Genomic DNA, 26,168 nt, shown 5'->3' on the forward strand with positions numbered 1-26,168 from the left:
CAATTAAACCCTCTTAGATAAAAAGCTAGTAATCTTTCTAATAATATCGAAATCGTTTTGAATCTCTTCCACCTTGAGACGATTCTCCTCAGAGAAGCCCACAAGAATGTCGTGGTTAGCCTCCGCCAAGTAGTCCATAATACCGTCGATATCACTCTTTATGTTCTTTGGACATTTGATGTAATGTCTCTTTCCTGCAGTGATATAGAGAGTGTAGGTGATTGAGAAATGATGCCATAGGAATTTGTGCATAGTTGAATATTTGTATATCCAAATAATGGCATCAATTGGAACAATCGCCACACCGTAGCTACTGGTCTCTATAAAGTAATGCTCTGTAATGAACATATCCTCTGTAGCAAGCTGTGGAAGTGTTGCAAGCTCTTCCTCTGCCTCTGCAAGAATCTCTGCTGGCTTTCCATAGGCTCTTGTTTTTTGAACCGGAATAGATAGTACAGGAAAAGCTATAAAAATACAACAGATAATTATATTAAGTATGCTGTAAATTGCAAAAATCACAAAGAAAAACTCAAAGGACATGGAAATAAAGCCAGTGGCATCAGGTTCTGAGATGGTATAGGAAGAAACTGTAGAAAGAATCCCCTCCTCACTCCAGTTTAAATCTCTAGCAAGATTTGAAAGCAAAGCACGGGCTGCATCAGAATCGTACAGTACCTGTCCGTGGATGGTAAGCTTGTCGATGGTAGGTGCCCCCTGTTCGCAGGTGTCTGGATCAAGAAGTACGATTACACATTCTGAATTAATCATTGTGTAATAATAGTAGCCTCTAGTGCTATCCAACCATTTGCTAGTGTAGCCTGTAAAATATAAATCTGTTAATTTGAACTTTGCATATACTTCCTTGCTATTGTACAAATCGTAGAGACTGGTTTCTTCTTCAGCGTAGGTCTTTGGAAAAAGCATGTGAGTAACTGGAAATATAATAGATATTCCCAGTAAAATCACTAAAAATATGATAGGAGCATAAAGCCTATTTTTGTAGTATGTCTTTATTGATCTTGTAATAAGATGCTCCAGTGAATCCATATCTACCTCTGCGTAATTTATCTATGTTCTTCCAGCCATTTGTATATATCTTCGTAAACTGTTTCTCTATCTAGCTCATTTAAAATCTCATGTCTGTCACCATGATATAGCTTTAAGGTGACATCCTTTACTCCCGCCTTTTTGAATAAGTCGGCCGCGGCTCTTGTGCCCTCTCCCAGATTACCAACTGGGTCTGCATCACCGGATACAACCAGAAGTGGCATGCCTGCTCGCATCTTCGAAGCGCACTCCATGGTACATGCAAATTTTGTAGCCTCTACAAGGCCCTTATATGCGTTAAGAGTGAAGGTAAAGGTACACAAAGGATCGTGATAGTACTTTTCTACACTCTCCATATTTTTCGAAAGCCAAGAATTGGCGTAGTCCTTGCCATAGCAATCATAAAGCTTGTATGGTGCACTATATGTCATATCCCTAATCAGTGTGCTACGGTAATTCTTTCCCTTTATAAGTGAAAGTAAACCTATTGTAGCAAGGCCCATATTGCAAGCTCCAGCCTTCTCAAAGCCTGTACCCATAATGATGGCGCCACTCATTGCTTCGATATATGCTGCTTTTACCGAAAGGAACTTGCGAAGCATATATGAACCCATGGAATGACCAAGGATAAAATATTTCAAAGCAGGATAAGCCTTCCTGGTAAGGGAATAATGTGTATAGATATCCTCCACCATATCGTCAGAAGGATGAACCCCTGTCATGACTCCCAGCTCACTTTCATCTGCCACTGAATGTCCATGCCCAATATGATCATGGCCCACCACTACATATCCTTTTGTAGCAAGAAAAGTGGCAAACTCGTCGTATCTTTCAATATATTCTACCATTCCGTGAACCAACTGAATCACAGCAATTGGCTCCTGCTCAGGAAGCCATTTGCGGCAGTGAATCACCGAATGCCCATCCTTAGAATTAAACGTATATTCCTGCTGGGTAATCATAACATCTCCTCCAATACGTATCTCACACAAGTATTAATATTTTAGTGTATTTCCCACCTATATTCAATAATCTAGCGAAAGAGTTTTAATACTATTCACAGTCTATGTAAATTTAAGGACAGAGGAAACTCCAACTATGTAGATATAGGTGAATTTGAGCAAAATAATAGATTCTCTTAATGCTGTAAATGTTGCTTTTAGTGGGTGTCCTTTCATTGGTTTTGCGCTTTGAAGCTACTGTATGTATAGCTCAGACACTTGTAGGTTCTATTAATACTCCCCATCAGGGTATATAACTATCAGTTGCTTACATACTCCGTTTGCTAAGTAAAATTAAAAAAGCAAGTTTTGTATGTATAGTCACCGTGGCACATTCAACATCGTGTCTCAAGTGACCACTGCAGCCGCCTTCCTAGCGGCTGCTGCCTATACATGCAAAACCTGCTTTTTATTTTACTAAGCGCACTACAAACTCCAGCAACTGATAGTTATATATCCTGAGGGGGGGAGCATTACCGAAAATAGAGTGTGTCTGAGCTATACAAACTGTAGCGTACAAAGCGCAAAGGATTGAAAGAACACCCACAATAAAAAAAGCTACATACAGCATTTAGAGAATCATTATTTTGTGATTGAACCTATATCTAAATAGTTGGAGTTTCCTCTGTTCATAGATTATTAATTAGACTGTGAATAGTAAAAAAATCTTCCCCCGAAGGGGAAGATTTTAGATTTTGTACATATTCTTGGCGCCTGCGCCTTTGAGTCGTGCCATGGCACGAGCCATATTGTTTGTAGAAATCTGGTAGTCGATACGGCTCTGTTTCTGCTGGAGCTGCTCTTGGGCACGCTCCAGTGCTTCCTGAGCACGGAAGGTATCGATATCTTCTGGTCGCTCGCATGAGTAGGCTACGACTTCAACAGAGCCATCCTGCTCTACGGAAATAAGTCCATCAGATATGATTGCCTGTCTCATCTCACCATCCTCTGTTTTGAAGCGGATAGTTCCGATTTCCACAATACCTGTGAAAACCTCGTGATGATTAAGGACTGCAACCTCACCGTCAGCTCCTGGGAATACCAGAATCTCGCATTTACCATCATAGAAGATGCCATCGCAGGCAATTATTTTTAAATTAAATAATGATGCCATAGATTACTCCTTTGCTAGGTCGGCTGCCTTCTTCTTAACATCCTCAATAGTACCAACATTGAAGAATGCTGCTTCTGGATACTCGTCCATCTCACCATTTAAGATGGCCTTGAAACCACGAACTGTCTCTTTTACAGTAACGAACTGTCCCTTTACGCCTGTGAAGTTCTCAGCAACTGAGAATGGCTGTGAAAGGAAACGCTGTACCTTACGGGCACGATATACTGTAAGCTTATCCTCGTCTGAAAGCTCTTCCATACCAAGGATAGCGATAATATCCTGAAGTTCCTTGTACTTCTGAAGGATTTCCTGAACTCCACGAGCTACTGCATAGTGCTCCTCGCCAACAACGTCTGGCTCAAGGATACGTGATGTTGACTCAAGTGGATCAACAGCTGGGTAAATACCCTGCTCAACAATCTTACGAGAAAGAACTGTTGTAGCATCCAAGTGTGAGAAGGTTGTAGCTGGTGCTGGGTCAGTTAAATCATCAGCAGGTACGTATACGGCCTGAACTGATGTGATTGAACCGTTCTTTGTAGAAGCGATTCGTTCCTGAAGCTCACCAAGGTCGTTAGCAAGTGTAGGCTGATAACCTACGGCTGATGGCATACGACCAAGGAGGGCTGAAACCTCTGAACCTGCCTGTACAAAACGGAAAATATTATCAATGAACAAGAGCACGTCCTGATTCTTAACATCACGGAAATACTCTGCCATTGTAAGTCCTGTCTCAGCAACACGCATACGTGCTCCTGGTGGCTCATTCATCTGACCAAAGACAAGGGCTGTCTTGTCAAGAACTCCTGACTCTGCCATTTCTGTCCAAAGGTCATTACCTTCACGAGAACGCTCTCCAACACCTGTGAAAATTGAGTAACCGCCGCTCTCTGTAGCGATGTTGTGGATAAGCTCCTGGATAAGAACGGTCTTACCTACACCGGCACCACCGAAAAGTCCGACCTTACCACCCTTAGCGTAAGGTGCAAGAAGGTCGATAACCTTGATACCAGTCTCAAGCATCTCAACAACTGGGCTCTGATCCTCGAAGGTAGGTGGCTCACGATGAATGCTCCAATGCTCTTCATTGTCAAGCTTCTCACCCTTATCAAGGGTGTCACCAAGAACGTTGAAGAGACGTCCAAGAGTACACTCACCAACAGGAACAGTAATGCTCTCTCCTGTGGCAACAACCTCCATATCACGAGCAAGTCCCTCAGATGGTGCAAGTAAGATACATCTTACAACACCAAGACCGATGTGCTGAGAAACCTCCATTACTCGCTTTTCATCCCCTACCATAACGTAAAGGGCATCTCTAATAGCTGGCAGGTCATTCTCTGAAAATTCTACATCTACGACAGGTCCTGAAACCTGTACGATTTTTCCTTTTAATTTCATGTTAGTTCCTTTCCTAATGTAGAACTGCCTACAAAAAAATTACTTTTTTGCTTTCTTCTTTTTAAGTGCCTTAGCACCACTGATTACCTCAGTTATTTCCTGTGTAATAGCGGCCTGACGCACTCTGTTGTATTCAATAGATAATTCACGAAGAATCGCCTCTGCATTGTCTGTAGCTGACTGCATAGCCATCATTCTGGCATTTTCCTCACTGGCTGAACACTCAACAAGAGCTCCATAAATGAAGCCTGTAAAGTTGTTGTGAACCAGCTGCTCTAATACTGCCTTAAGGGATGGATAAAATGGCATCCATTTGTCTCCGCCCTTTGTAACGGCTTCGTACTCGTAGCTGTTGATTGAGTGAACGTGCTTAACACCAGATTTCATCTCCGTTGCTGCCTTACCTGTTCCCTCAACATCCTCTTGGATTTCCTTTACCTTCTCCTTAATGAACTTTTGAGTTCTAAGAGGGAGAAGACGCTCTACACAGGTTTCCTCTGTGACAGAATTTATCATCTTTGTGTAGATGATATCAATTCTGTCCAGCTCACCAGCATTGTATTTCTCAATCATATATTCAGAAATAACACGGGCTCTGTGCATTGATGGATTGTTTGATGAAAAACGGAAATCCTCGTCTACGTTGTAGCCGCCGTTGATGAAAAAGTTTCGTCCAACTTCACCAACCACGAACAAGGTGTACTCATTCTCGGACAAGTCCTTAATTCTATCAAGTGCTAATTTGATGGCATTGTGGTTGTAGGCACCAGCCATTCCCTTATCACCTGTGAAAACAATGAAACCACGATGCTTTACAGTCTCCTGCTCATCCTCCACACGGTTATCGAAATAGATGTGACGCATATCTGGAAGATGAACCAGGTTCTCAGCAAGTTCCTTTTGAACTGCCTCGAAGAAAGGCTCTGTATCAGCAAGCTTTTGCTTTGCCTTTCTAAGCTTCATTGAGGACATCATATACATGGCATTTGTAATCTTCATGGTATCCTGAATACTATTTATTCTATTCTGGATTTCTTTTGTACTTGCCATAGCTTACTCCTGATTGTTTTTAAACTCAGTAGCTGCCTCGATGATACTATCCTTCAACTCATCAGTCATATTCTTAGTTGTGCCAAGCTGAGTGATGATATCGCTGTGATTCTCATGGAAGAACTGAAGCATATCAAGTCTGAACTTCTTGATGGCATCAACCTGTAAATCACTGAAAATATGTGCATTTGCAGCCACAAGAATAATAACCTGTTCTGCCATTGAGAAAGGTCTGTTAAGAGGCTGCTTTAAAAGCTCCATAAGAGCACGTCCGTGAGCAAGCTGCTTCTTTGTTGCATCATCAAGATCTGATGAGAACTGTGTGAAGACTTCCATCTCACGATACTGAGCTAAGTCGATACGGATTGAACCTGCGGCCTTCTTCATAGCCTTTGTCTGAGCTGCACCACCTACACGGGATACTGAAAGACCTACGTTAACCGCTGGTCTCTGTCCTGCGTTGAACAACTGTGACTCAAGGAAGATCTGACCGTCAGTAATTGAGATTACGTTGGTAGGGATGTATGCTGACAAATCGCCTGCCTGTGTCTCAATAATAGGAAGGGCTGTAATAGAACCGCCTCCTGCCTCTGGGATAATTCTTGCTGAACGCTCAAGAAGTCTTGAGTGTAAGTAGAATACATCACCTGGGTATGCCTCACGTCCTGGAGAACGCTCAAGCAAAAGAGAAATAGCACGGTATGCAACAGCGTGCTTTGATAAATCATCGTAAACAATAAGTACATCCTTGCCTGAGTACATAAAATACTCTGCAAGAGCAGTACCTGAATAAGGTGCAATATACTGTAATGGAGCTGGGTCTGCTGCTGTGGCACTAACGATAATAGTGTAGTCCATAGCACCGTGCTCCTTAAGTGTATTAACAAGCTTTGCAATTGTAGAAGCCTTCTGGCCAATTGCAACATAAACACAGACTACATCCTTGCCTTTCTGGTTGATAATTGTATCTGTAGCAATGGATGTCTTACCTGTCTGTCTATCACCAATGATAAGCTCACGCTGACCACGGCCGATAGGGAACATTGAATCGATTGAAAGAAGACCTGTCTCCATTGGCTGGCTAACTGATTTTCTATCAACGATACTTGGAGCTGGGCACTCAACTGGTCTGAAGCCTTCTGCATCAATGTCGCCCATTCCATCAATTGGTGTACCAAGAGCATCAACAATTCTTCCAAGGAAGCCATCGCCAACAGGAATACCAGCCATCTTGCCAGTACGTACAACTCTTGAACCTTCTTTTATATCTACGTCACGGTCGAAAAGGATAATACCGATTTCATCACGGCGGATATCCTGAACCATACCCTTAACGCCACAATCAAAGATAACAATTTCGCCATAAAATGCGTGGTCGATACCATCTACGTTAACGATACCGTCACCAACCCACTTTACAACACCAACTTCCTTGTCCTTAACCTCAAAATCGTCGATGCTTGACTTAAGGATAGAAAGAATATTTTCATCTACTGTACTCTTCTGAACAGCCTCGCTGATTCGCTGAGAAAGCTGCTCAATACGGCTCTGCTCACTCCAGTCATATTCTCTTGAACCTACTGTAAGAACGAAACCACTCTTAAGAGAAGGCTCTTCTACCTTCTTAATAAGGATGTCTTCATTTCCATATTCCTTTGCAAGGAACTTTCTGATACCAGAAAGCTGCTCGTCTGTAGGCTCTGTAACATATTTAAGAGTTGCATACTCAATGTTCTCTCCCTGGTTTGCAAGGAAAGCCTTATAGTCTGCAACTATCTCACTGAAGGAATCAAAATCTCCGTTGTCGCAAAGTAGCTTCATAAAATCACGAATCTCACGTGGGAAGATTTTATCCACTACCATATGCTTCTTAGCTTCAGGCACAGTAGGATCCGCAAGCTCTTCGCCAATTGCTGGCACTACTTCAATGATAGACGCAGCATTCTGCAAGTGAGCCCCGGCATTTTTGATACTATGTAAATCGCTAATGTAATTAAAAGATTTATCTGTCAATGTTATTCACCTGCTTTATCAATAAAATCATCAAACAACTGGCTATCAATATCAGCCCCTGTCCTACTTCCAATAACCTTTGCTGTTGCCTCAACAACCATATCTGCAATTTCCTTCTTAGCGCTGGAAATAATCTTGTTCTTTTCGATTGTTGCCTCTGCAACTGCATTCTCATGGATGTTCTTTGCATCTTCATGAGCCTCTGCAATAATCTTCTGGTACTGACCATCAGCAGTTTTTCTAGCTTCAAGGATAATCTGCTTCTTCTCAGATTCAACTGATGCAAGCTTATCCTCATACTTTTTAACATACTCGTCAGCCTGTCTATTCTTTTCCTCGGCCTTGTCGTAGATTTCCTTTGCCTCTTCCTGGCGCTTTACAATGATATTGTCGATACGCTTGAAAAAGAAGAACTTAAATGCAACGCATAAAAGCAAAAGGTTTACGACAGTCCAGAGTATATTCCAAAATGAAACGTTAATCATATTATTCTATCCTCTTACTGTAACATTACGATAATCATAAGTGCGATAACGAAACCATAAATAGCTGTTGCCTCTGCAAGGGCACAACCTAAGATAAGGTTCTTCTGGATCTTACCTTCTGCCTCTGGCTGACGTGCGATACCTTCACATGCCTTACCTGTTGCAATACCGATACCGATACCTGCTCCAAGACCAGTAACAACTGCGATACCTGCTCCAATAGCTATAAGTGTGTTCATAAATTTTTCCTCCTGTTGTCCGTCAAACTCTTAAGTCCGCTCGTTACGTCCACAAGCCTTAGTGTTTCTACGCTCAACTAACATGTTTCGCTTAAGAAACCTAAGAGCTTGATGCCTACTCACTCAATCTAAACAAATAGACTAAATAGTTTGACTCACTCTCATTAATAAACTATATCTAAAAATTTCTTTTTTAACTTACTACGTGGTTACTCTACCGCTTCCTTAATATACAAAGATGTTAAGAACACGAAGACGTATGCCTGAAGAAGTCCATCAAATAAATCAAAGTAGATACTGAAAATTGCTGGAATAATTGGTGGGCATACAATCTTAAGTAATTCCATAATTACGAATGCACCAAGTACATTTCCGAAAAGTCGCATGCACAAAGACAATGGTCTTGTGAATACATCAAGAATATTGAATGGGGTTACGATTGCAACTGGCTCTGTAAAATTGTGCAACCACTTTCTAACACCATGCTGGTATATTCCTGCTCCCTCTACAAGGATGATACTCATAAGCGCTAAGGCTAATGTGACATTTAAATCCTTTGTAGGAGACTTGAATCCAATCAATCCGATTATATTTGATAAACCAATATATAAAAGGACTGTTGAAAGGTAACCAGTGTACTGCTTTGCTTCTTCGCCTAGCATTCCACCTACGATACCGGTTAGCTTTTCGTAAATAAACTCAGCACAGGCTTGTTTTTTACTAATGTTTTGTGTCTTTAATCCCGTAGTTAAGAAAATTGCTAAGGGAATAAGAATGGCCATTACAATCCAAGTAACAACAACCGATTCCATGACAGGAATTTCCATGCTGCCTATATGGAGGGTAAATACGGCTTCACAATTTAGCTCTTCTATAAGCTCTTCTGCTAAATTCAAGAAAACACCTCCTTAACTATATCAATATATAAGGCAAGACATTCTTGCCAAACATATCCCCTATTTTAGTCCTTCTGCACAAAAATGTAATATACAAATTAAGCAATGTGTATACAGCAAAAAGGCGCAGGTCCGTATGGTTTCACCATATACCCAAAAAAGTGTCCAGTCAATGCTGGACACTTTTATTTAACAAAAAATTCAATCCTTTTTAACAGGGGAATTTTCCTTATTTAATTAGTATAAAAAGGCCCTAAATTGTAGTGGATGTAAAGACCTTTTTACCCCTTACATACTTGTCTTTTATGATAGCATCTGCATCGTTGTAGCACATTCTTTCAATGCGCTCTCGAATAGACATATCTCTCATAGAAAACATCTTGCTATCGTCGATTACAACCGCATCGAACTCATAGCCCTTTTTAAAGGTTCCAACCTTTCCAAAATAGCTTCCGCCTCCAACAGTTGCAAGATAGAATACCTCTTCGAAGGTAAGTGGCTTAACCTCCTGATCCACAAGACGATAATACATCTTTGACGCCTGAAGGGTGATAAGCATTGTCTTTATCATGTTCATAGATGAACCTGCTGCCACATCAGTAGCAAGACCAATGTTTATACCAGCATCTAAGAACTTGCGAATAGGTGCAATACCTGAAGTAAGATTCATGTTTGAATCTGCGCAGTGGGCAATGTAAGCACCATGCTCCTTAAGGATACGCATCTCCTCTTCGCCTGAATGAACGCAGTGCGCCATGATTGTTGGACACTCTGGTGTACCCATGGTGTCGAACAGCTCATAAGCGTTGGCATAGCTTGTAGATTCTGGAACAAGCTCCTTAACCCAAGCTATCTCAGAAACATTCTCTGAAAGATGAGACTGAATTCGAAGATTTCTTTCCTTAGAAAGCTTTCCGATTCCTCGCATCAAATCATCTGAACAAGAAGGAATGAATCTTGGTGTAAGGATTGGCTTCGTATTTACGAATTTGCCATCAATAGCCTCAAGCCAATCAATAGTAGCCTGAAGAGATGCCTCAGCATCTTTCTCTTCCAAGTCAACGCCACCATTTCTATCCATGTTGACCTTGCCAACGTAGGTAATAAGCCCTGTTTCCTCAAGCTGATTCATAAGCTCGATGGTTGCCTCATTGTGCATAGTTCCGAAAACAACTGCACGAGAAGAGAAGCAACGCTTTAAATCGTCAGCAAAGTATTCATAAGCTTTCTTGGCATACTCAATATCGGCGTACTTTGCTTCCTCTGGGAAGGTGTAGGTAGAAAGCCATTCTAAAAGCTCAGCATCCATACCAATTCCACGGAAGCTGTACTGAGGAGCATGAACATGTAAATCTGTCATACCTGGGATAATCAAGCGCTCGCCATAATCATAAAGCTTTAAGTCTTTGTATTCCTCTGGCAAATCTGTGAAGGCCCCCTGACAGATTCCATCTACACATACAACATAGCCTCTATAATATGTAGTTATTCCGTGTGGACTCTCAGAGAAGGCAATGCCTCCTCGTAAAACAAAACTTGTTTCTTTCATTAACCCTGAAGACCTCTCGCCTGTCTATCCATATCTTCGATTACGATATCATAAATCTCGCCGAGGCTGCGACAATACTCAAGTACAAGCCATGGCTCGTTTGTGTGGTAGTGGATTTTAATAAGCTCCTCATCTCCTACCGCAAGAAGGCAATCCCCTTTGAAGTTCTCTGTGATGTAATCGTTGATTGCATCCTCATCAAGATCCTCTCCTTCAATAAGAAGCTGTGTATCATATCTAAATTCAATTGACTGCTCTGGTAACATTTATTTGTCCTCCATTATTTTTTGATAAAACTGGACGAGCTAAAAACTCGTCCGAACGAATATACTTTATCATATTAATTTAAAAATAGCGAGTCAGTTTTATCTAACTTATTTTTTTCATATTAAATTCTATGAAAAAATTTTTCAAAAAACTCTTGACGCATACAATTTAATTGTGTACAATTCAAGTATAAAATCAATTGCACACAATCAATTTCGTAAAACATTATAGTTACATTATATTAAGGAGGATACTAAAATGGGATTTTATGATTTAACAGTTGAGAAGACAAATGGCGAACAGCTTTCAATGAAGGACTTTGAGGGCAAGGTAGTTATGGTTGTAAACACAGCAACAGGTTGCGGCTTCACTCCTCACTACGAAGATATTGAGCGAATCTACGAAGCATATCATGAGCAGGGCTTTGAAGTAGTTGATGTACCATGCAACCAGTTCGCAGGCCAGACTCCTGGCAATGATGATGAGATTCATGAATTCTGTCAGCTTAACTACAATACACAGTTCCCTCAGATGAAAAAGGCTGATGTAAACGGCGAGAATGCCATCGAACTTTTCAAATATCTTAAGTCTCAGAAGGGCTTTGAAGGCTTCGGAAAGGGTGCTAAGGCACTTGCAATGTCTGCAATGCTCAAGACTATCGACAAGGATTATAAGAATAATCCTGAAATTAAATGGAACTTTACAAAATTCATTGTTGATAGACAGGGTAACGTGGTAGCTCGTTTTGAGCCAACTGCTGATATGAAGGAAGTAGAGAAGTTCGTTGCATCCCTTATGTAAAATAGGTAAAATATTCTTCGGGAGTATTATGAACGGAGAATATATATGAATTTCGAATTTGTTTTTGATAAGTTGAATAATTATAAAGCCAGTCTTTCAAAGGAATGGCTTTTAACAAATGGCCTTGGAGGTTATGCAGGTAGCACCATTATCGGTGCCCACATGCGAACCCACCAGGGCTATTTGATTGCCAGCCTAAAGCCACCAGTGGACCGCTTCCTTGTTTTTTCTAAGACAAATGAGCGTCTTGTTTGTGGTAGCAGGATTTATGACCTAACCACAGCTCAGCACAAGGGGCCATACACCAGTGAGTTTAATCAGGGCAATATGCATCTTAAGTATTTTAAATATGATGGAACCATCACCTATGCTTACGAGGCAGGTGGAATGCGCCTTACCAAAACTATCTCATTAGTATATGGAAAGAATCAGTGTGTTGTTGATTACACACTAGAAAATAATGGACCTGCGGCAGGTGTGGTTATCACTCCTCTTATGAACTTCAGAGACCATGGTGAGCATATGACTGTTGATGATTTACGATGGGAGCTTCCTGAGGAAGTGTTCCACGAAATCAGAGATGAAAAGACAGGCAACACCGGTTTCTATTACAAGCCAGTTGGCCATTCAGATGTAAGAATATCCTTGATTTCTTCTGGATGCGAAATGGTAAAACGAAACAACATTTACGATGAAAACATGGAGCTTCAGTTTGAGCTTGATAACGAAGCAGATGGTTTGGATTGTCACCTAAAGCCATACGACTTTGTTATGGAAGTAGAATCCGGCGGAGTATCAAAGGCATCCTTTGTATGTACTGTGGATGTTCGCGAAAAAAAAGGAAAAAAGAAAGGCGGTTTTCCAGAGTTTCCTGTAGTGGAAAAGGATACAGCCTTTATCCAGATAGAAAAAGCAAAAAAGCGTGTGGCCGATTTAATCGAACAGGCTGAATTCCCAGAAGATGATGAGCTGGCAGGCATTCTTACTGTAGCAGCCGACCAGTTTATTGTTGATAGAAAATCTACAGGGGAAAAAACAATTATGGCAGGCTATCCTTGGTTTACAGACTGGGGGCGCGATACCATGATTGCCTTCACAGGCCTTTGTCTTGAGACAGGCAGATTTGAGGATGCTAAATCAATCCTCCTCTCCTTCTCAAAATATATCAAAAATGGTCTGGTGCCAAACATGTTCCCTGATGATGGCAAGGATCCACTTTACAACACAGCGGATGCTTCGCTCTGGTATTTCTATGCTGTATACAACTATCTTAAATATGTAGATACTGACGAAGCATGGAAGTTTGTGGAGGATGAAATCTTCCCTAGCCTTCAGGAAATCATGGGAGCTTACAGAAAGGGTACACTCTTCTCCATTGGAATGGATGATGATGCCCTTATGCGAGCAGGCTCTGGCCTTGATCAGGTTACTTGGATGGATGTCAGAATTGGGGATGAAGTGGTTACACCTCGTCACGGAAAACCAGTTGAAATAAACGCACTTTGGTACAACGCCCTTATGACCATGGAAGAAATCTCTCGTGGTATTGCAAGACGTACTCACAACAAACCAGAAAACTATCTTGCCTATGCAGGGGGCTGTTCTCAGCTTGCTATGTGGGTGAAGGAAGCCTTCAATGAGGAATTCTGGTATGAAGAAGGTGGATATCTTTACGATGTAGTTGGCGAGGAAGAAAAAGACGCTACTCTTCGTCCAAACCAGATTTTTGCAATCAGTCTTCCATTCACAATGCTTGATCCTGAAAAAGAAAAATCTATCCTTAGAGTGGTGAAAGACAGACTTTATGTTGGCGTTGGTCTTCGTTCCCTTGATGTAGACGACCCTCAATACAAGGGAATCTATCAGGGAGCTCTTGAAAAACGTGACCATGCATACCATCAGGGTACCGCTTGGGGCTTCCTTCTTGGAGCTTTCATTGAAGCTTACCTGAAAGTAGGCGGCGGAAGCGCTCAGTCAATCGAGGAAGCAAAAGCCTTCTTTGAGCCAATCGAGCAACACCTTGTCAGAAACTGCATCGGTCAGATTTGCGAAATCTTTGATGGCGACAAACCTCACAACGGCCGCGGCTGCTACGCTCAAGCCTGGTCTGTAGGTGAAGTTCTGCGCGCTTACGCATTGTTAAAGAATGAATAATGTATAATATAAGGAACCAGCAAATGCTGGTTCCATTAAAAATATATTTTTGGGGGAGGATTATTTTGAGGGGTAAATCTGTTAGAAAATTATTTAGAAATGTCTTTATTTCAATTTCTGTTTTAGGAGCTATAGCTCTAATATCACCAAATATTACAATTGAAGCTGAGGCTGCTGCCTACACTGTTTCTGATGAGGCAGGTGTGCTTTTGACCTGTAATGGCACTGAGGTGTTTTCAGATGCTGATGCAGCTACTTATGTGACAACACTTCCTGTTAATACACCTGTGCAGGTTACAGGACGAACTAGCAATGGATTCTGGCGAGTAGATATGGGTGGTACACCATATTATATTTCTCAGCTTGCATTATCAACTCAAGCCAATACCACAGCATACAAACTTACATCCTTTGATGTAAAAAGCGCTTTGGCTGTAAATTTACAAAATGGAAAGCCAATATATTCACAAGCTGCAACTGAGAAATGTGAACCAGCCAGCACCACAAAGATTATGACGGCACTACTTACCGTTGAAGCCATAGAAGCAGGTCAGATTTCACTAGACACACCTGTTATGGTATCAGCTACTGCGCTAGCATCTCTTCCATCTGATGCAAGCCACGTGGAGCCAAGACTTCAAGCTGGCGAGGTGTTCAATGTGGATCAGCTTCTTACTGCTGTAATGGTCAGCAGTGACTGCCATGCCTGCAACGTGCTTGCAGAATTAATTGCCGGCTCTGTTCCAAATTTTGTAAGCATGATGAACGCAAAGGCTGCTTCCTTAGGTTGCACCAACACAAACTTTACAAATCCATCTGGCTATCCAGACAAAAACATGTACACCAACGCCTTGAGCCTTTACATTATTACTGCAAATGCAATGAAGCATCCGCTATTTAATCAATACTTCGGAGTAGCCTCTAGCGTTCTACCAGCCACAAATATGTGCCCTACTCCAAGAGCATTGGTAAACACAGACGCCCTTATGACACCAGGAAGTGCATATTACAACCCTGCAGTCACTGGAGGAAAAACCGGAACCGCAAATCGAGCTGGACAGTGCCTAGTGTGTACCGCCAACAAAGATGGAAAAAGTATTCTCACTGTTGTTCTGGGTGGCCGCAATCGTAAAATGTTCGACGGCAACACCGTATCAATGCGGTACTATGAAACCAATCGCCTAATAAACCTAGGATTCTCAAACTAGATAACTAAAAATGGCTCCCAGATTTTTCTGAGAGCCATTTTCGCTTGTAAAAGAATTTAGAACACCTTTAAAGCAATGCTTTGAATTTTTCAAATTCCTCTGCCGGGATTTCTAAAACTTCCATTGCTTTTTCAGCTGTGAGTGATAGATTCTTCATCATCATCCTTATCGCCTCTACTAGGCCTTCCTCACGCATATCTTCTGCAAAAGCTTTTTCATCGAATTCTGTTAGTACCATGCCACATACCTCCGCTTTATGCTTCTCCAAAAACTCCTTTAGAATACCATCTTTTATGCAAGAATCAACTGCCATATCCACAGCTTTTTCAATGTCACAATCCATTGAATATTTTCTGATTCTATTGATCAATTCCATGTACTCTCTTAAAGGCTTGCAGTTTTCCAAAAGCAGATCATTTTTTCCTTTGTTGAGATTGTACACTGTAGTAGTCCACTCATATTCTCCACTCTTATCTTCATTAATAAAAGCATCAGAAAGTTTGAGCTTTTCCACTGAAGGTCTATCTGCCAGACCATTATAGAATACAACATACCTTGGAGTAGGAATCTTCTTTAACCCACTGGAATAGATGTTAATACCATTAGATTTTATGTACTTCTCATACAACATACCAAAATACATCAAACCTCTAACTGGCATATTAGGATTAAATGAGCTTTGCTGTTCCCACACAGATAAAAAACTATCAAACAAAAATGAAACATCATTCTTCATGCTGATATAAATAATATCATCAATAGTTGTAAGTTCTATGTCAGCAGTATTTTCATAGTGACTTCCATTCAGTGCATTATATAGTTGGAGGATATTTCCTTTCATCTCCTCTGTACCAAATAGTAATCTAAATAGTCTATCTTTGTACTCTCTGTTTACTTTCGTCATTTCTATTCTCCTTAATTATAACATGATTTGGGATTTCGGAAAGAAAAAAGACAAAAAACCTTTCCTATTGATTCGTTATAGAAATGAACAAGTATGAATATCTATAGCCAAAATATAATACAATATTATTATAAACCTGTCTAGAAGATTTTTTTCTGACAAAACTATAGATACCGTTTGAAGGCTCTATCTTGACTTAGAGAAGAACAATAAAATAGCGGCCCCTACTAGGTTGTAGGAACCGCCAAGAGTATTTTTTAGTTCTGTCCGTAGTAGGCGTTGGCGCCGTGCTTACGGTTGAAATGTTTGTCGCGGATGCAATCTGGGGCTGGCTGAACCTGTGGGTTTACCTGCTCTGTGAAGAGAGCCATCTTGGCAACCTCTTCGAGGACGACTGCATTGTATACGGCCTGGTCTGCATCCTTGCCCCATGTGAAAGGACCGTGGTTCTTGCAGATAACACCTGGCACGTACTTTGTGTTAATTCCTCTATCTTCGAAGGTTTCAATGATTACTTTTCCTGTGTTAACTTCGTATGCTTCATCGATTTCTTCTGGAGTAAGATTTCTTGTACATGGAATTGTTCCGCAGAAATAGTCTGCATGAGTGGTTCCATAAAGAGGAATGTCGCGGCCTGCCTGTGCCCATGCTACTGCATAAGTAGAATGGGTGTGAACAACGCCACCAATATTCTCATATTTCTTGTAAAGCTCACAGTGTGTAGCTGTATCTGAGCTTGGACGATATTTTCCTTCAACAACTTCACCATCAAGGTTTACAAGTACCATATCCTCTGGCTTTAAATCCTCATACTCCACACCAGATGGCTTGATTGCAAAGATTCCAGAGGCTCTATCAATTCCTGAAACATTGCCCCAAGTGTAAGTAACAAGACCACGCTTAGGAAGCTCCATGTTTGCTTCATAAACCTGCTTTTTTAATTCTTCTAACATTACGTATTCTCCTAAACATAAAAGGCATAAACTGAATGGTCTTGTAGGCATCAAGCTCTTAGGTTTCTCAAGTGAACCATTCTAAGGTGAACGGAGAAACACTAAGGCTTGTAGCCGTAACAAGACCTCTCAACCTATATTTATCTCCAATTTTCTACGGCTGCAGCTTCAGCTTTGAGAGCCTTTTTGTATTCTACGATCCACTCATCGTAACCCTTAACCATCTCTGGGTCTGGTTCCATTGTAGTAGATTCCTGACCTGCGAATACCTTGTCATCAAGATACTGCTGAAGCTTCATTCCCTTGTCATCACGGATACAGAAGTTTGCAAGAACTGCCATACCCCAAGCACCACCTTCACCAGCAGTTGCCATAACAGTAATTGGAGCATTAAGAGCTGCTGCAAGAACTGACTGACCTACACCCTTGGTCTTAAAGAAACCGCCGTGACCTGTGATAGATTTGATGTTGACCTTTTCCTGCTTTAAAAGAATATCGTTACCAATCTTGAGAACACCAAGTGCTCCGTAAAGATTTGAACGCATAAAGTTTGCAAGTGTAAACTTTGCATCTGGCTGACGAACAACCATTGGACGGCCTTCGTTGACACCCACAACAGGCTCGCCACCAAAGTAGTTGTATGAGAGAACTCCACCACAATTTGCATCCTCTGTAAGAGCTTTGCGATAAAGTGTTCCATAAATATCATTCATAGAAATATCTACGCCAAAGGCATCCGCAAATTCCTTGAAGATACCAATCCATGCATTTAAGTCTGATGTACAGTTGTTGCAGTGAACCATTGCAACTGCCTCACCTGTAGGAGTTGTAACCATATCGATTTCCTCGTATGGCTTTGAAAGTGGCTTGTCCATAACAACCATAGAGAAGACAGAAGTTCCGGCTGAAACATTACCAGTACCTACAGACACTGCATTTGTTGCAACCATACCTGTGCCCGCATCACCTTCAGGTGGAGCAAGTGGACAGCCTGGCTCAAGCTCGCCTGTTGGATCAAGAAGCTTTGCGCCCTCTGCTGTAAGTGTACCTGCATCATCACCTGCCACAAGTACTTCTGGAAGTAAGTCTTCCACCTTTGTTGTAATGCCATGAGCTGCTGCAAGCTTGTTGAACTTTTCAAGCATAGCAGTGTCATACTGACAAGTCTTTGAGTCGATTGGGAACATACCTGATGCTTCACCAACACCTGCCACCTTTTTGCCAGTCATCTTGTAATGTACATAGCAAGCAAGTGTCATGAAGTAAGCTACGTTCTTTACATGTGGCTCCTTGTTAAGAATGCACTGATAGTAATGTGAAATACTCCAGCGCTGAGGCATGTTGAAGTTAAGTTCTTTGCTAAGCTCTGCTGCTGCCTCACCTGTGATTGTGTTTCGCCAGGTTCTAAAAGGAACAAGAAGATTGTCATCCTTGTCAAAAGCAAGATAACCGTGCATCATTGCTGAAAAACCGATAGCACCAATCTTTGTAAGCTTTACATCATACTTACCAAAAACGTCTGCCTTAAGCTTTGCATAACAATCCTGAACACCTGCCCATACCTCCTCAAGAGGATATGTCCAAATGCCATTGTCGAGGTGGTTTTCCCACTCATGGTCGCCCTGGGCAAGAACCTTGTTGTCCTCGTCAACCAAAACAGCCTTAATACGTGTTGAACCAAACTCGATACCTAACGCGGTTCGCTTTCCTTCCGCGATAATCTCATTAATATTCATTCGTAAATTCCCCCATTTGTGAATTATAAAACTATAAATAGCCTGTAAGCATCAAGCTCATAGATGTCTTATGTGAAGCTTTCTTCAGCTGAACAGAAGATATCTATGGCTTGTAGCTGTAACAGGCGAGCCATAGACTTGATTATTCACCAAATACAGCGATATAGTCTTTCTGGAATTTCTCGATACCTGCAGTTGTAAGTGGATGATTAATCATTGTCTCGATTACTGCATATGGAACTGTTGCAATGTGAGCACCTGCAAGAGCACAGTCAGTAACGTGAATTGGGTTACGAACTGATGCTGCAATAATCTCTGTGTCATATCCATAAATATCAAAGATCTCAGCGATGTCACGGATAAGGTCGATACCAGCCATATTGATGTCATCAAGTCTGCCAAGGAATGGTGAAACATATGTAGCACCAGCGTTTGCAGCAAGAATAGCCTGGTTAGCTGAGAAGATAAGTGTAACGTTTGTCTTGATGCCTTCAGATGAAAGAACTTTTACAGCCTTAAGACCTTCAGCTGTCATAGGAATCTTTACAATCATGTTTGGATGCATAGCTGCGATTTCGCGGCCTTCCTTGATCATGCCTTCAGCGTCAACAGTTGTTGCCTTAACCTCACCTGAGATAGGGCCATCTACGATAGAAGCGATTTCCTTAAGGATTTCTTCCTGGCTACGTCCACCCTCTTTTGCAATAAGAGAAGGGTTTGTAGTAACACCACAAATTACTCCAAGGTCGTTAGCTTTCTTAATGTCTTCAATTTTTCCTGTGTCAACAAATAACTTCATTTTTTAATTCTCCTTTTCTACCCCGTGTGAATCGCCTCCACTCTTTGATGCCCTCGATGTATTTCTAATTTTTCCAATATCGTTTTCACTATATTCATTGAAAAAACAAGAAATACATTCTCGGGCAATCTAAGCTAAATTGATTCACACTAATTTAAAACTATTATTACAAATACAAGAGATATTTTATTTTTTTACGCTTGTATTCACAATCAATTAAATTACACTTTTATGTCACATATTTTACTTATGGAACATAATGACGTGTTTAACGGTATACGAGGCTTCCAAGGGCAAGGTCGCGTTTGAAGTCGCGAATCTTTGTATCCTTGTCGATATAGACTGCTTCAATACCCATAGCTGCAGCCCAATCTCCCATCTGCTCAGCAGTGAGATCGTAAGTGAAAGCTGTATGATGTGCACCGCCTGCAAGAAGCCATGCCTCTGTGCCTGTGTAGAAGTCAGGCTGTGGTGTCCAGAAGTTGATGGCTGTTGGAAGCTTTGGAAGAGGCTTCTCAACCTTCTTGCAATCAACATCCTGAATGATAAGACGGAAGCGATTTCCTAAATCAATAAGTGAAGTTGCAATACCCTTGCCTTCCTTTGACTGGAATACAAGACGAGCTGGATCCTCACGATTTCCCATTGAAAGTGGCTGACACTTAATCTGGATTGGACCATCTGAAATAGTAGGACAAATCTCAAGCATGTGAGCCTGAATGATTCCTTCTTTACCCTTTACAAGATTGTAGGTATAATCCTCAAGCATTGAAGTTCCCTTTGCATCCTTCATGCCTGTGGTCATAATCTTCATAAGACGAACCATAGCGGCAACCTTCCAGTCACCCTCTGCACCGAAGCCGTAGCCCTTTTCCATAAGTCTTTGAATTGCAAGACCTGGAAGCTGCTGCAATGCACCAAGGTCACCAAAGTGTGTTACGATTGCCTGGTAATTTTTCTCCTCAAGGAATCTTTCAAAACCAAGCTCAATCTGTGCCTGAACAGATACGTGTCTTCTAAATTCCTCTGGTTCTCTGCCTTCAAGACAAATATCGTATTTACCATAATATTCATCTACAAGTGCATTAACATCTGACTGTGATACTGCTGCAACTGCCTCTGCAATTTCGTTTACTGGATAAGCATCTACCTCCCAGCCAAACTTAAGCTGAGCCTCAACCTTGTCGCCTTCTGTAACTGCAACGTTGCGCATATTGTCAGCAATTCTCATTACACGGATGTGACTAGATTCAACAATACCAATTGCTGTACGCATCCAAGATGCAAGTCTTTCCTGAACCTCAGTATCCTGCCAATATCCAACTATTGTCTTTCTCTCAACCCCCATTCTTGAAAGGATGTGGGCATATTCTCTATCACCATGAGCTGCCTGATTCTCATTCATGAAATCCATATCCATTGTCTCGTATGGAATCTCACGATTGTACTGTGTGTGGAGATGGCAAAGTGGCTTTCTAAGTTCCTGATGTCCAAGAATCCATGACTTTGCTGGTGAGAAGGTGTGCATCCAGGTGATTACACCTGCACAAGTTGGATCATTGTTTGCCTCGTTAAAGGTGCGTCTGATTACTTCATTTGTAATCATGGTTGGCTTCCAAACAACTTCAAATGGAAGCTTACCTGACTTGTTTAAGCACTCAACAATTTCCTTTGAGTGAGCTGCTACGTGTGACAAACACTCGTCACCGTAGAGGTCCTGTGATCCTGTACAGAACCAAAACTTGTAGTTAAGCTGTGTTTTCATAAAAAACCTCCCTTTGACTGTAAATTAATCCCTAATAAAAAAATACAACTTGTACATATCGATGCACAAGTTGTATCTTATTTGTTACTATATATTGAATTTAAAGGGATTATTTACGATATACAAGTTCGTTTTAGTGTGTACAAGTATACCTCATCAGTCAGCTGCGCTGACAGCTTCCCCTCAAGGGGAAGCCTCTTGACTAATCCAATTGACTATAGAAACTATCAATGTTTTCTTCTGGAAGCTCTACTGGATCCCATCCGTAATCCTGATACTTTGTAATGCTAAGATTATTTGCAGCAACATAATTTGCAATAATCTGAGCTCGTACCTTTTCTCTGGTGTCAGAGTCACTGTATACCTTCATGAAATCATCGTAATGCTTTCCGAAATATTCTTTTGCTGTTGGTTCAAAGTCATTTCCATCTGCAACAGCATCAAAACCTGTTACTTCATATTCAGCATCAGTACTTTTAAGATGCATAACGCCAGGATGATTTCCACCTGACTGAGTCATGAGAGTGTCGCCCTCCAAGTTGTAGTTATATACCCAGAAATCTCCATAAAACTTAATATCTGATTTGTCGCTATCATCTAAATATACTTCGTGAACGCTAGGGATACAAACCTGCCCCTCAGAATACTGAGAACCAAACTCATCAACAATGTAGCTATATACTACAGTATAGAAATACTCTGGACCTGGATACTCGTATGCTGGTAATGCCTCTGATGAAGCCTCAACTTCTGTTGCATCGGCTTCACTACCACTATCAGTTGTTGCTTCTGTGGTCTCTTCAACTGCTGGCTCCTGAGCTTGAGGTTCCTCAGTCTTTCCACAACCAACAAAACCTGCACAAAGTGTACATATCAACAATCCTGCTAAAACATTTTTTCCTTTCATTAATCGTCTCCTCCAAAAACTAAACAAATGTTGAATACAATTATAGGATATCAGTTGAACTTGCACACTTGTATCACAGATTTTTAAGAAATCTTTATAAAGTACTCTTCCTCTCCACCAGCTCAGGTTTCAAAAGCACGTGGGCGTCCTTTCTTGACAGGCTGCCATTAATAAGTCCAATTAATGTCTCAGCAGCCGCTTTTCCAAGTTCCTCTTGTGGATGTGACACAGTGGTGATGCCGCGACTCTTTGCAAGCAATGAGTTGTCAAATCCAGTAACGGAGATATCGTGGGGTACACTTCTTCCAATATTGGTGAGCCCCTTTATTACATCCGCTGCTATCTCGTCGTTGTAGCAAACCACAGCATGGAATGACACACCGTTTTCTATAAGTCTGAGGATTCCCTCCATTGGTTTTGTACTTCTATCTTTTGTATGGAACCAGGTCACCATATCTGGGTCGTAGGAAATGCCTGCCTCCTGCAAAGCTTTTACATATCCCTTGTGTCTAAGAATTCCTTGGGTATCATCTGCTTTGAAAATACCAGCGATACGCTTGTGACCAAGCTTAATCAAATGCTCAGTGATGAGTCTGCCACCCTCCACATCATCAAGCATTACGTATGGTCTATCCATCATGGCTTCATAACAGCCTTGGATAAAAACATATGGTATTCCCATGGAATCCATCTGATCGTAAAGCACCTGATGCTGACAGCTGATGGCGCTTTGACTTGGCTCAATAATCATGCCATCAATATTTTTTGAAAGAAGCTCCTCCATACACCAAGCCTCTCCTTTTCGGGAGTTGTTGGTGGTCTTAAGCAAGATGCTATAACTATTATCTGAAAGCACCTGATTAATTCCCTGGATGACTCTTGGGAAAATATAGTCAGACATATATGTAGAAACAACAGCGATATTTTTGCTGTTGCCTCTTTTCACCAAAGGCTGCTTCACATAGGTGCCACTTCCATGACGGGAATACAGATACCCCTCATCAATCAGCTTCCCCAGAGCCTTTCGCACGGTCTGGCGGCTAACACCATATTGCTCCGCCAGTTGATTCTCCGAAGGGATCTTTTGGTTCACCTCATATTTACCAGCATTGATAGCCTTCTTTATATCTTTAATTATCAGTTCATTCTTTGAGTTAATCATATCTATATGATAGTAAATATTGGTAAAGGGGTAAACCTTATTATCCTCTTATTTTTGCAATTATTTGCCTTTAATTAGTTAATTATTGATAGGACTGAAACAACTCGTAGCTGTATAATTTACACACTGAGAAGTATTTTTCTATTGAGGAGGATAATAAGAAATGCAAATTTTAAAAGTAACAGATCCAGAGTTTACAAATTACGGAAGAATTATTGAGGGTTATGAAGCTGAAAAGAAGCAGATTATGGAGGCCCTTCGCGACAAGACCCCTATTCCAGAGGGAACAGATTATGTTGCAGAAGAGACGACTCTTCAGAGTTTAGCTGCTGCAGATAAAATTACAAATTCACTTTTTGGTGGTTCGCCAATGCAGTTTGGATGGTGCAACGGCCACAACACAAAGCTCAACTGTCTTGAGTATCATCGCTCTAGCGAAATTAACATGGGTGCTACAGACTTCATCCTTCTTCTTGCAAAGAGAGAAGAAATCGTTGACCACAAGCTTGATTCAAGCAAGGTAAAGGCTTTCTTCTGCCCAGCTGGTACAATGATTGAAGTTTATGCTACAGCTCTTCACTATGCTCCATGTCAGGCTCACAAGGATTCTGGTTTCCAGGTTCTCGTTGGTCTTCCAAAGGGCACAAATGTTGGATGTCCAGATTTCGAGAGAGTTAATCCAGAGGACAAGCTTCTTACAGCTACTAACAAGTGGCTCCTTGCTCACCCTGAATCATCAGAAGCAAAGGGTGGCGCAGTTGTTGGCATCACAGGTGTTAACATCGATATTGCAGATGACCTTAACTAATTAATCCCATATAAAAAACGACCTCGGAGAATATTCTCTCCGAGGTTCTTTTTATTTAAACACAACTTTGTTTCTACCAGTTTCTTTTGCCTCATACAGCGCTTCGTCTATACGTTTGAATACGCTTTCACTGGTGTCATCTGCTCTTATCATGGTAAGGCCCATACTTACAGTGATATGACCTACCACTTCAAATTCCATTTTCTCAACATTTTTTCTGAGAGTTTCACAGAAATCCATAGCTTCTTCCTGAGTGATATTTGGCTTAATGCCAACGAATTCTTCTCCGCCCCATCGGCCAATAATATCATTCTGATTGTAAACATATTTCACAGCTTCACAGCCAGTCTTCAAAACCAAATCACCCACATCATGACCATAGGTATCGTTTACATTTTTGAAGTGATCAATATCAATGATCATTACTGCGATACCATTGTATTGACCAAGTTGCTCGATGAATTTCTTCATGTAATGATCAAGGGCTCTTCGATTATATAGTCCTGTTAATGGGTCAACTGTGGCCTCCGCAAAAAGCTGATCCACAGCTGCTCTTAAATCCCTGGTAGTAGACTCCAGGAAGTTTACAAGGCGTACAGGAAGTGGAACAAAGCCAATCTGATAATTATCCAAATATTCCTTTAAGAACTTTTGATTTGGTGCCCTTCTTACACGATCCTTCTCATCAGGCCTTTCTCCCTCTCTCATTCCAATTACAACACAAGAGGCATTCAAAAATCCTCGCAATCCATCTGCATGAAGGATTTCACCATATCCATGGCCCCAAGTAGCAGTTGGGCAGACGTTCTCATAAAACTCAAACTCGAGCTCCGCAAGGTTATCACCCATAAGCATTCGTCTTGCCATACATACATAAATCAACACTGCCTCAGGAACAAAATCGTCTAAGCGCAATGCACAGGCTGACGCTTCATCCAGCATAATATCCGCAGTGGAATAGCTAAGGCTGACAGAACTACCTACAGGAATTTCTGTTGCAAATGCAAGGGCTCCATCCTCATGATAATCAAGGGCAACTCTGGCAAGTGGATTTCCATTTTCTTTAAGAAAAAGTGGGAAGGAACTAGTATTTTCAAAGAAATAATTGTTCATTCCAACACCTAAGTGTTCCCTGTAAATATCAAAAGCTGGCTTGTTGTCAATCTCGTATACGATTCCAGTATCATTGGAGTTTGTTACCACCAATTCTTTTCCCAAAGGTCTAAAGCCTAAATTGTAATGGTGGCTCAAATGCAAATCCTTACCACAGAAGGCTACAGCTAAAATGGCACGCTCGTAGATTTTGTTTCCTACGAAAATCTTCGACCGATCATCACCCATGGTTGGTGTTCCAGCAAGAGCTCCGAAAACCACAAGACTGCTATCGTACTCGTTTATCTTGTCGATAAATCTTTCTGGGCATAAGGCAAAATCCGATGACATCATAAGAATGCCTTTAATATCGGACATGGTTGCTAAAGCTTTTTTGTACTGGTCACCTGCCTCTAATGGGCTAACGTCGGTACAATCATACACATTTATATTAAAATCACTTTTATCAAAAAACAGAATCGTGCACACTCTATAAGGAATAGAATGTGTCTCTCTTGAAAGAGCTCCGTGGCCGGTCATACCAATAACCTTAAGCTTTGGCAAGGCTGAGGTCAGAAAATCCAAATCCTTCTGAATGGATTCTGTATCACAATCCGGCTCAAATATCTGAAGAATACCTTTTTTATCCGCATTGTATTCCTTCAGATGTCTGATGGACCCAATCATCTCTGTGAAGTTGCAATCGTAATCAACCACAAATCTATATTGTTTCATAGGTTAAATCCTTTGAATTTGCATACTACAGGAAGTTTATCATTTATGATTATCTCAAAAAAATGTTAAATATCTGTTATAG

At 41.2% G+C, this 26,168-nt stretch carries 23 protein-coding genes; 4 read left to right on the forward strand and 19 right to left on the reverse strand.

What is annotated here, in order from left to right; translation table 11 throughout:
- Positions 1–3 precede the first annotated feature (3 nt).
- The 11 genes from BLR54_RS05210 to BLR54_RS05260 form a co-directional block, all read right to left on the reverse strand.
- Entirely contained in the window at positions 4–924 is a 921-nt protein-coding gene (locus tag BLR54_RS05210; RefSeq protein WP_242871202.1) for a DUF6709 family protein, read from the reverse strand.
- Between the two features lie 140 nt (positions 925–1,064).
- Positions 1,065–2,009 (reverse strand): alpha/beta fold hydrolase, encoded by a 945-nt coding sequence (locus BLR54_RS05215; RefSeq protein WP_090417716.1) that lies wholly within the window; start codon positions 2,007–2,009, stop codon positions 1,065–1,067.
- Between the two features lie 727 nt (positions 2,010–2,736).
- The gene (gene atpC / locus BLR54_RS05220) at positions 2,737–3,162 is read right to left on the reverse strand and encodes an ATP synthase F1 subunit epsilon (protein WP_090417719.1); all 426 of its coding nucleotides are present in this window, start codon (positions 3,160–3,162) and stop codon (positions 2,737–2,739) included.
- Between the two features lie 3 nt (positions 3,163–3,165).
- Positions 3,166–4,563, reverse strand: a complete 1,398-nt coding sequence (gene atpD / locus BLR54_RS05225; protein ID WP_090417722.1) for a F0F1 ATP synthase subunit beta — start codon at positions 4,561–4,563, stop codon at positions 3,166–3,168.
- Between the two features lie 39 nt (positions 4,564–4,602).
- A complete protein-coding gene (atpG, locus tag BLR54_RS05230; protein ID WP_090417725.1) occupies positions 4,603–5,613 on the reverse strand; it encodes an ATP synthase F1 subunit gamma in 1,011 nt (336 codons plus the stop codon).
- A gap of 3 nt (positions 5,614–5,616) precedes the next feature.
- A complete protein-coding gene (gene atpA, locus BLR54_RS05235) occupies positions 5,617–7,626 on the reverse strand; it encodes a F0F1 ATP synthase subunit alpha (protein WP_090417728.1) in 2,010 nt (669 codons plus the stop codon).
- A gap of 2 nt (positions 7,627–7,628) precedes the next feature.
- Positions 7,629–8,111, reverse strand: coding sequence for a F0F1 ATP synthase subunit B (gene atpF / locus BLR54_RS05240; RefSeq protein WP_090417731.1), 483 nt, complete (start codon positions 8,109–8,111; stop codon positions 7,629–7,631).
- Positions 8,112–8,125: 14 nt separating this feature from the next.
- The gene (gene atpE / locus BLR54_RS05245) at positions 8,126–8,350 is read right to left on the reverse strand and encodes an ATP synthase F0 subunit C (protein WP_028248524.1); all 225 of its coding nucleotides are present in this window, start codon (positions 8,348–8,350) and stop codon (positions 8,126–8,128) included.
- Between the two features lie 209 nt (positions 8,351–8,559).
- Positions 8,560–9,246 carry a F0F1 ATP synthase subunit A gene (locus BLR54_RS05250; protein ID WP_090417733.1) on the reverse strand — a complete coding sequence of 229 codons (687 nt, stop codon included), beginning with the start codon at positions 9,244–9,246 and terminating at the stop codon, positions 8,560–8,562.
- A 253-nt stretch (positions 9,247–9,499) separates the two neighbouring features.
- Positions 9,500–10,795, reverse strand: coding sequence for an amidohydrolase family protein (locus tag BLR54_RS05255; protein ID WP_090417735.1), 1,296 nt, complete (start codon positions 10,793–10,795; stop codon positions 9,500–9,502).
- On the reverse strand, positions 10,795–11,061 hold the full coding sequence (locus BLR54_RS05260) for a kinase to dihydroxyacetone kinase (protein ID WP_090417736.1): 267 nt from the start codon (positions 11,059–11,061) through the stop codon (positions 10,795–10,797). The genes BLR54_RS05255 and BLR54_RS05260 overlap by 1 nt, the downstream gene beginning before the upstream one ends.
- 259 nt (positions 11,062–11,320) lie before the next feature.
- Between BLR54_RS05260 and BLR54_RS05265 the strand changes: the two genes are divergently transcribed.
- From BLR54_RS05265 to BLR54_RS05275, 3 genes are all read left to right on the forward strand, one after another.
- The gene (locus tag BLR54_RS05265) at positions 11,321–11,863 is read left to right on the forward strand and encodes a glutathione peroxidase (RefSeq protein ID WP_090417737.1); all 543 of its coding nucleotides are present in this window, start codon (positions 11,321–11,323) and stop codon (positions 11,861–11,863) included.
- A gap of 45 nt (positions 11,864–11,908) precedes the next feature.
- A complete protein-coding gene (locus tag BLR54_RS05270) occupies positions 11,909–14,017 on the forward strand; it encodes an amylo-alpha-1,6-glucosidase (RefSeq protein ID WP_090417738.1) in 2,109 nt (702 codons plus the stop codon).
- Between the two features lie 65 nt (positions 14,018–14,082).
- Positions 14,083–15,225: a D-alanyl-D-alanine carboxypeptidase family protein gene (locus BLR54_RS05275; protein ID WP_176761855.1), complete on the forward strand. Its 1,143-nt coding sequence runs from the start codon at positions 14,083–14,085 to the stop codon at positions 15,223–15,225.
- Between the two features lie 67 nt (positions 15,226–15,292).
- Here BLR54_RS05275 and BLR54_RS05280 read toward each other — a convergent pair whose 3' ends face one another.
- The 7 genes from BLR54_RS05280 to BLR54_RS05310 all read right to left on the reverse strand — a co-directional run bounded on the left by BLR54_RS05280 (position 15,293) and on the right by BLR54_RS05310 (position 23,469).
- Positions 15,293–16,129 (reverse strand): hypothetical protein, encoded by an 837-nt coding sequence (locus BLR54_RS05280; RefSeq protein WP_090417740.1) that lies wholly within the window; start codon positions 16,127–16,129, stop codon positions 15,293–15,295.
- 257 nt (positions 16,130–16,386) lie between these two features.
- Complete coding sequence (locus BLR54_RS05285; protein ID WP_090417741.1) at positions 16,387–17,082, reverse strand: L-ribulose-5-phosphate 4-epimerase; 696 nt, start codon at positions 17,080–17,082, stop codon at positions 16,387–16,389.
- A 140-nt stretch (positions 17,083–17,222) separates the two neighbouring features.
- Entirely contained in the window at positions 17,223–18,818 is a 1,596-nt protein-coding gene (locus BLR54_RS05290; protein WP_090417742.1) for a xylulokinase, read from the reverse strand.
- Between the two features lie 142 nt (positions 18,819–18,960).
- Positions 18,961–19,617 carry a fructose-6-phosphate aldolase gene (gene fsa, locus BLR54_RS05295; protein ID WP_090417743.1) on the reverse strand — a complete coding sequence of 219 codons (657 nt, stop codon included), beginning with the start codon at positions 19,615–19,617 and terminating at the stop codon, positions 18,961–18,963.
- A gap of 268 nt (positions 19,618–19,885) precedes the next feature.
- Positions 19,886–21,382, reverse strand: a complete 1,497-nt coding sequence (gene araA, locus BLR54_RS05300; RefSeq protein WP_090417744.1) for an L-arabinose isomerase — start codon at positions 21,380–21,382, stop codon at positions 19,886–19,888.
- Between the two features lie 202 nt (positions 21,383–21,584).
- Complete coding sequence (locus tag BLR54_RS05305; protein WP_090417745.1) at positions 21,585–22,289, reverse strand: hypothetical protein; 705 nt, start codon at positions 22,287–22,289, stop codon at positions 21,585–21,587.
- 94 nt (positions 22,290–22,383) lie between these two features.
- Positions 22,384–23,469, reverse strand: coding sequence for a GntR family transcriptional regulator (locus BLR54_RS05310; RefSeq protein ID WP_255396681.1), 1,086 nt, complete (start codon positions 23,467–23,469; stop codon positions 22,384–22,386).
- Positions 23,470–23,614: 145 nt separating this feature from the next.
- Between BLR54_RS05310 and BLR54_RS05315 the strand changes: the two genes are divergently transcribed.
- Positions 23,615–24,259, forward strand: coding sequence for a DUF4867 family protein (locus BLR54_RS05315; RefSeq protein ID WP_090417747.1), 645 nt, complete (start codon positions 23,615–23,617; stop codon positions 24,257–24,259).
- Between the two features lie 51 nt (positions 24,260–24,310).
- On the opposite strand, the gene BLR54_RS05320 is transcribed toward BLR54_RS05315, so the two are convergent.
- On the reverse strand, positions 24,311–26,086 hold the full coding sequence (locus BLR54_RS05320; protein WP_090417751.1) for a sensor domain-containing diguanylate cyclase: 1,776 nt from the start codon (positions 26,084–26,086) through the stop codon (positions 24,311–24,313).
- Positions 26,087–26,168 lie beyond the last annotated feature (82 nt).

The sequence above is a fragment of the Pseudobutyrivibrio sp. YE44 genome (genome assembly GCF_900104335.1).
Lineage (GTDB): Bacteria > Bacillota > Clostridia > Lachnospirales > Lachnospiraceae > Pseudobutyrivibrio.

Bases quoted from the DNA above. Each gene is read 5' to 3' on its own strand.
- BLR54_RS05210 (WP_242871202.1), bottom strand. From the start codon at position 924: ATGCTTTTTCCAAAGACCTACGCTGAAGAAGAAACCAGTCTCTACGAT.
- BLR54_RS05215 (WP_090417716.1), bottom strand. From the start codon at position 2,009: ATGATTACCCAGCAGGAATATACGTTTAATTCTAAGGATGGGCATTCG.
- atpC (WP_090417719.1), bottom strand. From the start codon at position 3,162: ATGGCATCATTATTTAATTTAAAAATAATTGCCTGCGATGGCATCTTC.
- atpD (WP_090417722.1), bottom strand. From the start codon at position 4,563: ATGAAATTAAAAGGAAAAATCGTACAGGTTTCAGGACCTGTCGTAGAT.
- atpG (WP_090417725.1), bottom strand. From the start codon at position 5,613: ATGGCAAGTACAAAAGAAATCCAGAATAGAATAAATAGTATTCAGGAT.
- atpF (WP_090417731.1), bottom strand. From the start codon at position 8,111: ATGATTAACGTTTCATTTTGGAATATACTCTGGACTGTCGTAAACCTT.
- atpE (WP_028248524.1), bottom strand. From the start codon at position 8,350: ATGAACACACTTATAGCTATTGGAGCAGGTATCGCAGTTGTTACTGGT.
- BLR54_RS05255 (WP_090417735.1), bottom strand. From the start codon at position 10,795: ATGAAAGAAACAAGTTTTGTTTTACGAGGAGGCATTGCCTTCTCTGAG.
- BLR54_RS05260 (WP_090417736.1), bottom strand. From the start codon at position 11,061: ATGTTACCAGAGCAGTCAATTGAATTTAGATATGATACACAGCTTCTT.
- BLR54_RS05265 (WP_090417737.1), top strand. From the start codon at position 11,321: ATGGGATTTTATGATTTAACAGTTGAGAAGACAAATGGCGAACAGCTT.
- BLR54_RS05270 (WP_090417738.1), top strand. From the start codon at position 11,909: ATGAATTTCGAATTTGTTTTTGATAAGTTGAATAATTATAAAGCCAGT.
- BLR54_RS05280 (WP_090417740.1), bottom strand. From the start codon at position 16,129: ATGACGAAAGTAAACAGAGAGTACAAAGATAGACTATTTAGATTACTA.
- BLR54_RS05285 (WP_090417741.1), bottom strand. From the start codon at position 17,082: ATGTTAGAAGAATTAAAAAAGCAGGTTTATGAAGCAAACATGGAGCTT.
- BLR54_RS05290 (WP_090417742.1), bottom strand. From the start codon at position 18,818: ATGAATATTAATGAGATTATCGCGGAAGGAAAGCGAACCGCGTTAGGT.
- fsa (WP_090417743.1), bottom strand. From the start codon at position 19,617: ATGAAGTTATTTGTTGACACAGGAAAAATTGAAGACATTAAGAAAGCT.
- araA (WP_090417744.1), bottom strand. From the start codon at position 21,382: ATGAAAACACAGCTTAACTACAAGTTTTGGTTCTGTACAGGATCACAG.
- BLR54_RS05305 (WP_090417745.1), bottom strand. From the start codon at position 22,289: ATGAAAGGAAAAAATGTTTTAGCAGGATTGTTGATATGTACACTTTGT.
- BLR54_RS05315 (WP_090417747.1), top strand. From the start codon at position 23,615: ATGCAAATTTTAAAAGTAACAGATCCAGAGTTTACAAATTACGGAAGA.
- BLR54_RS05320 (WP_090417751.1), bottom strand. From the start codon at position 26,086: ATGAAACAATATAGATTTGTGGTTGATTACGATTGCAACTTCACAGAG.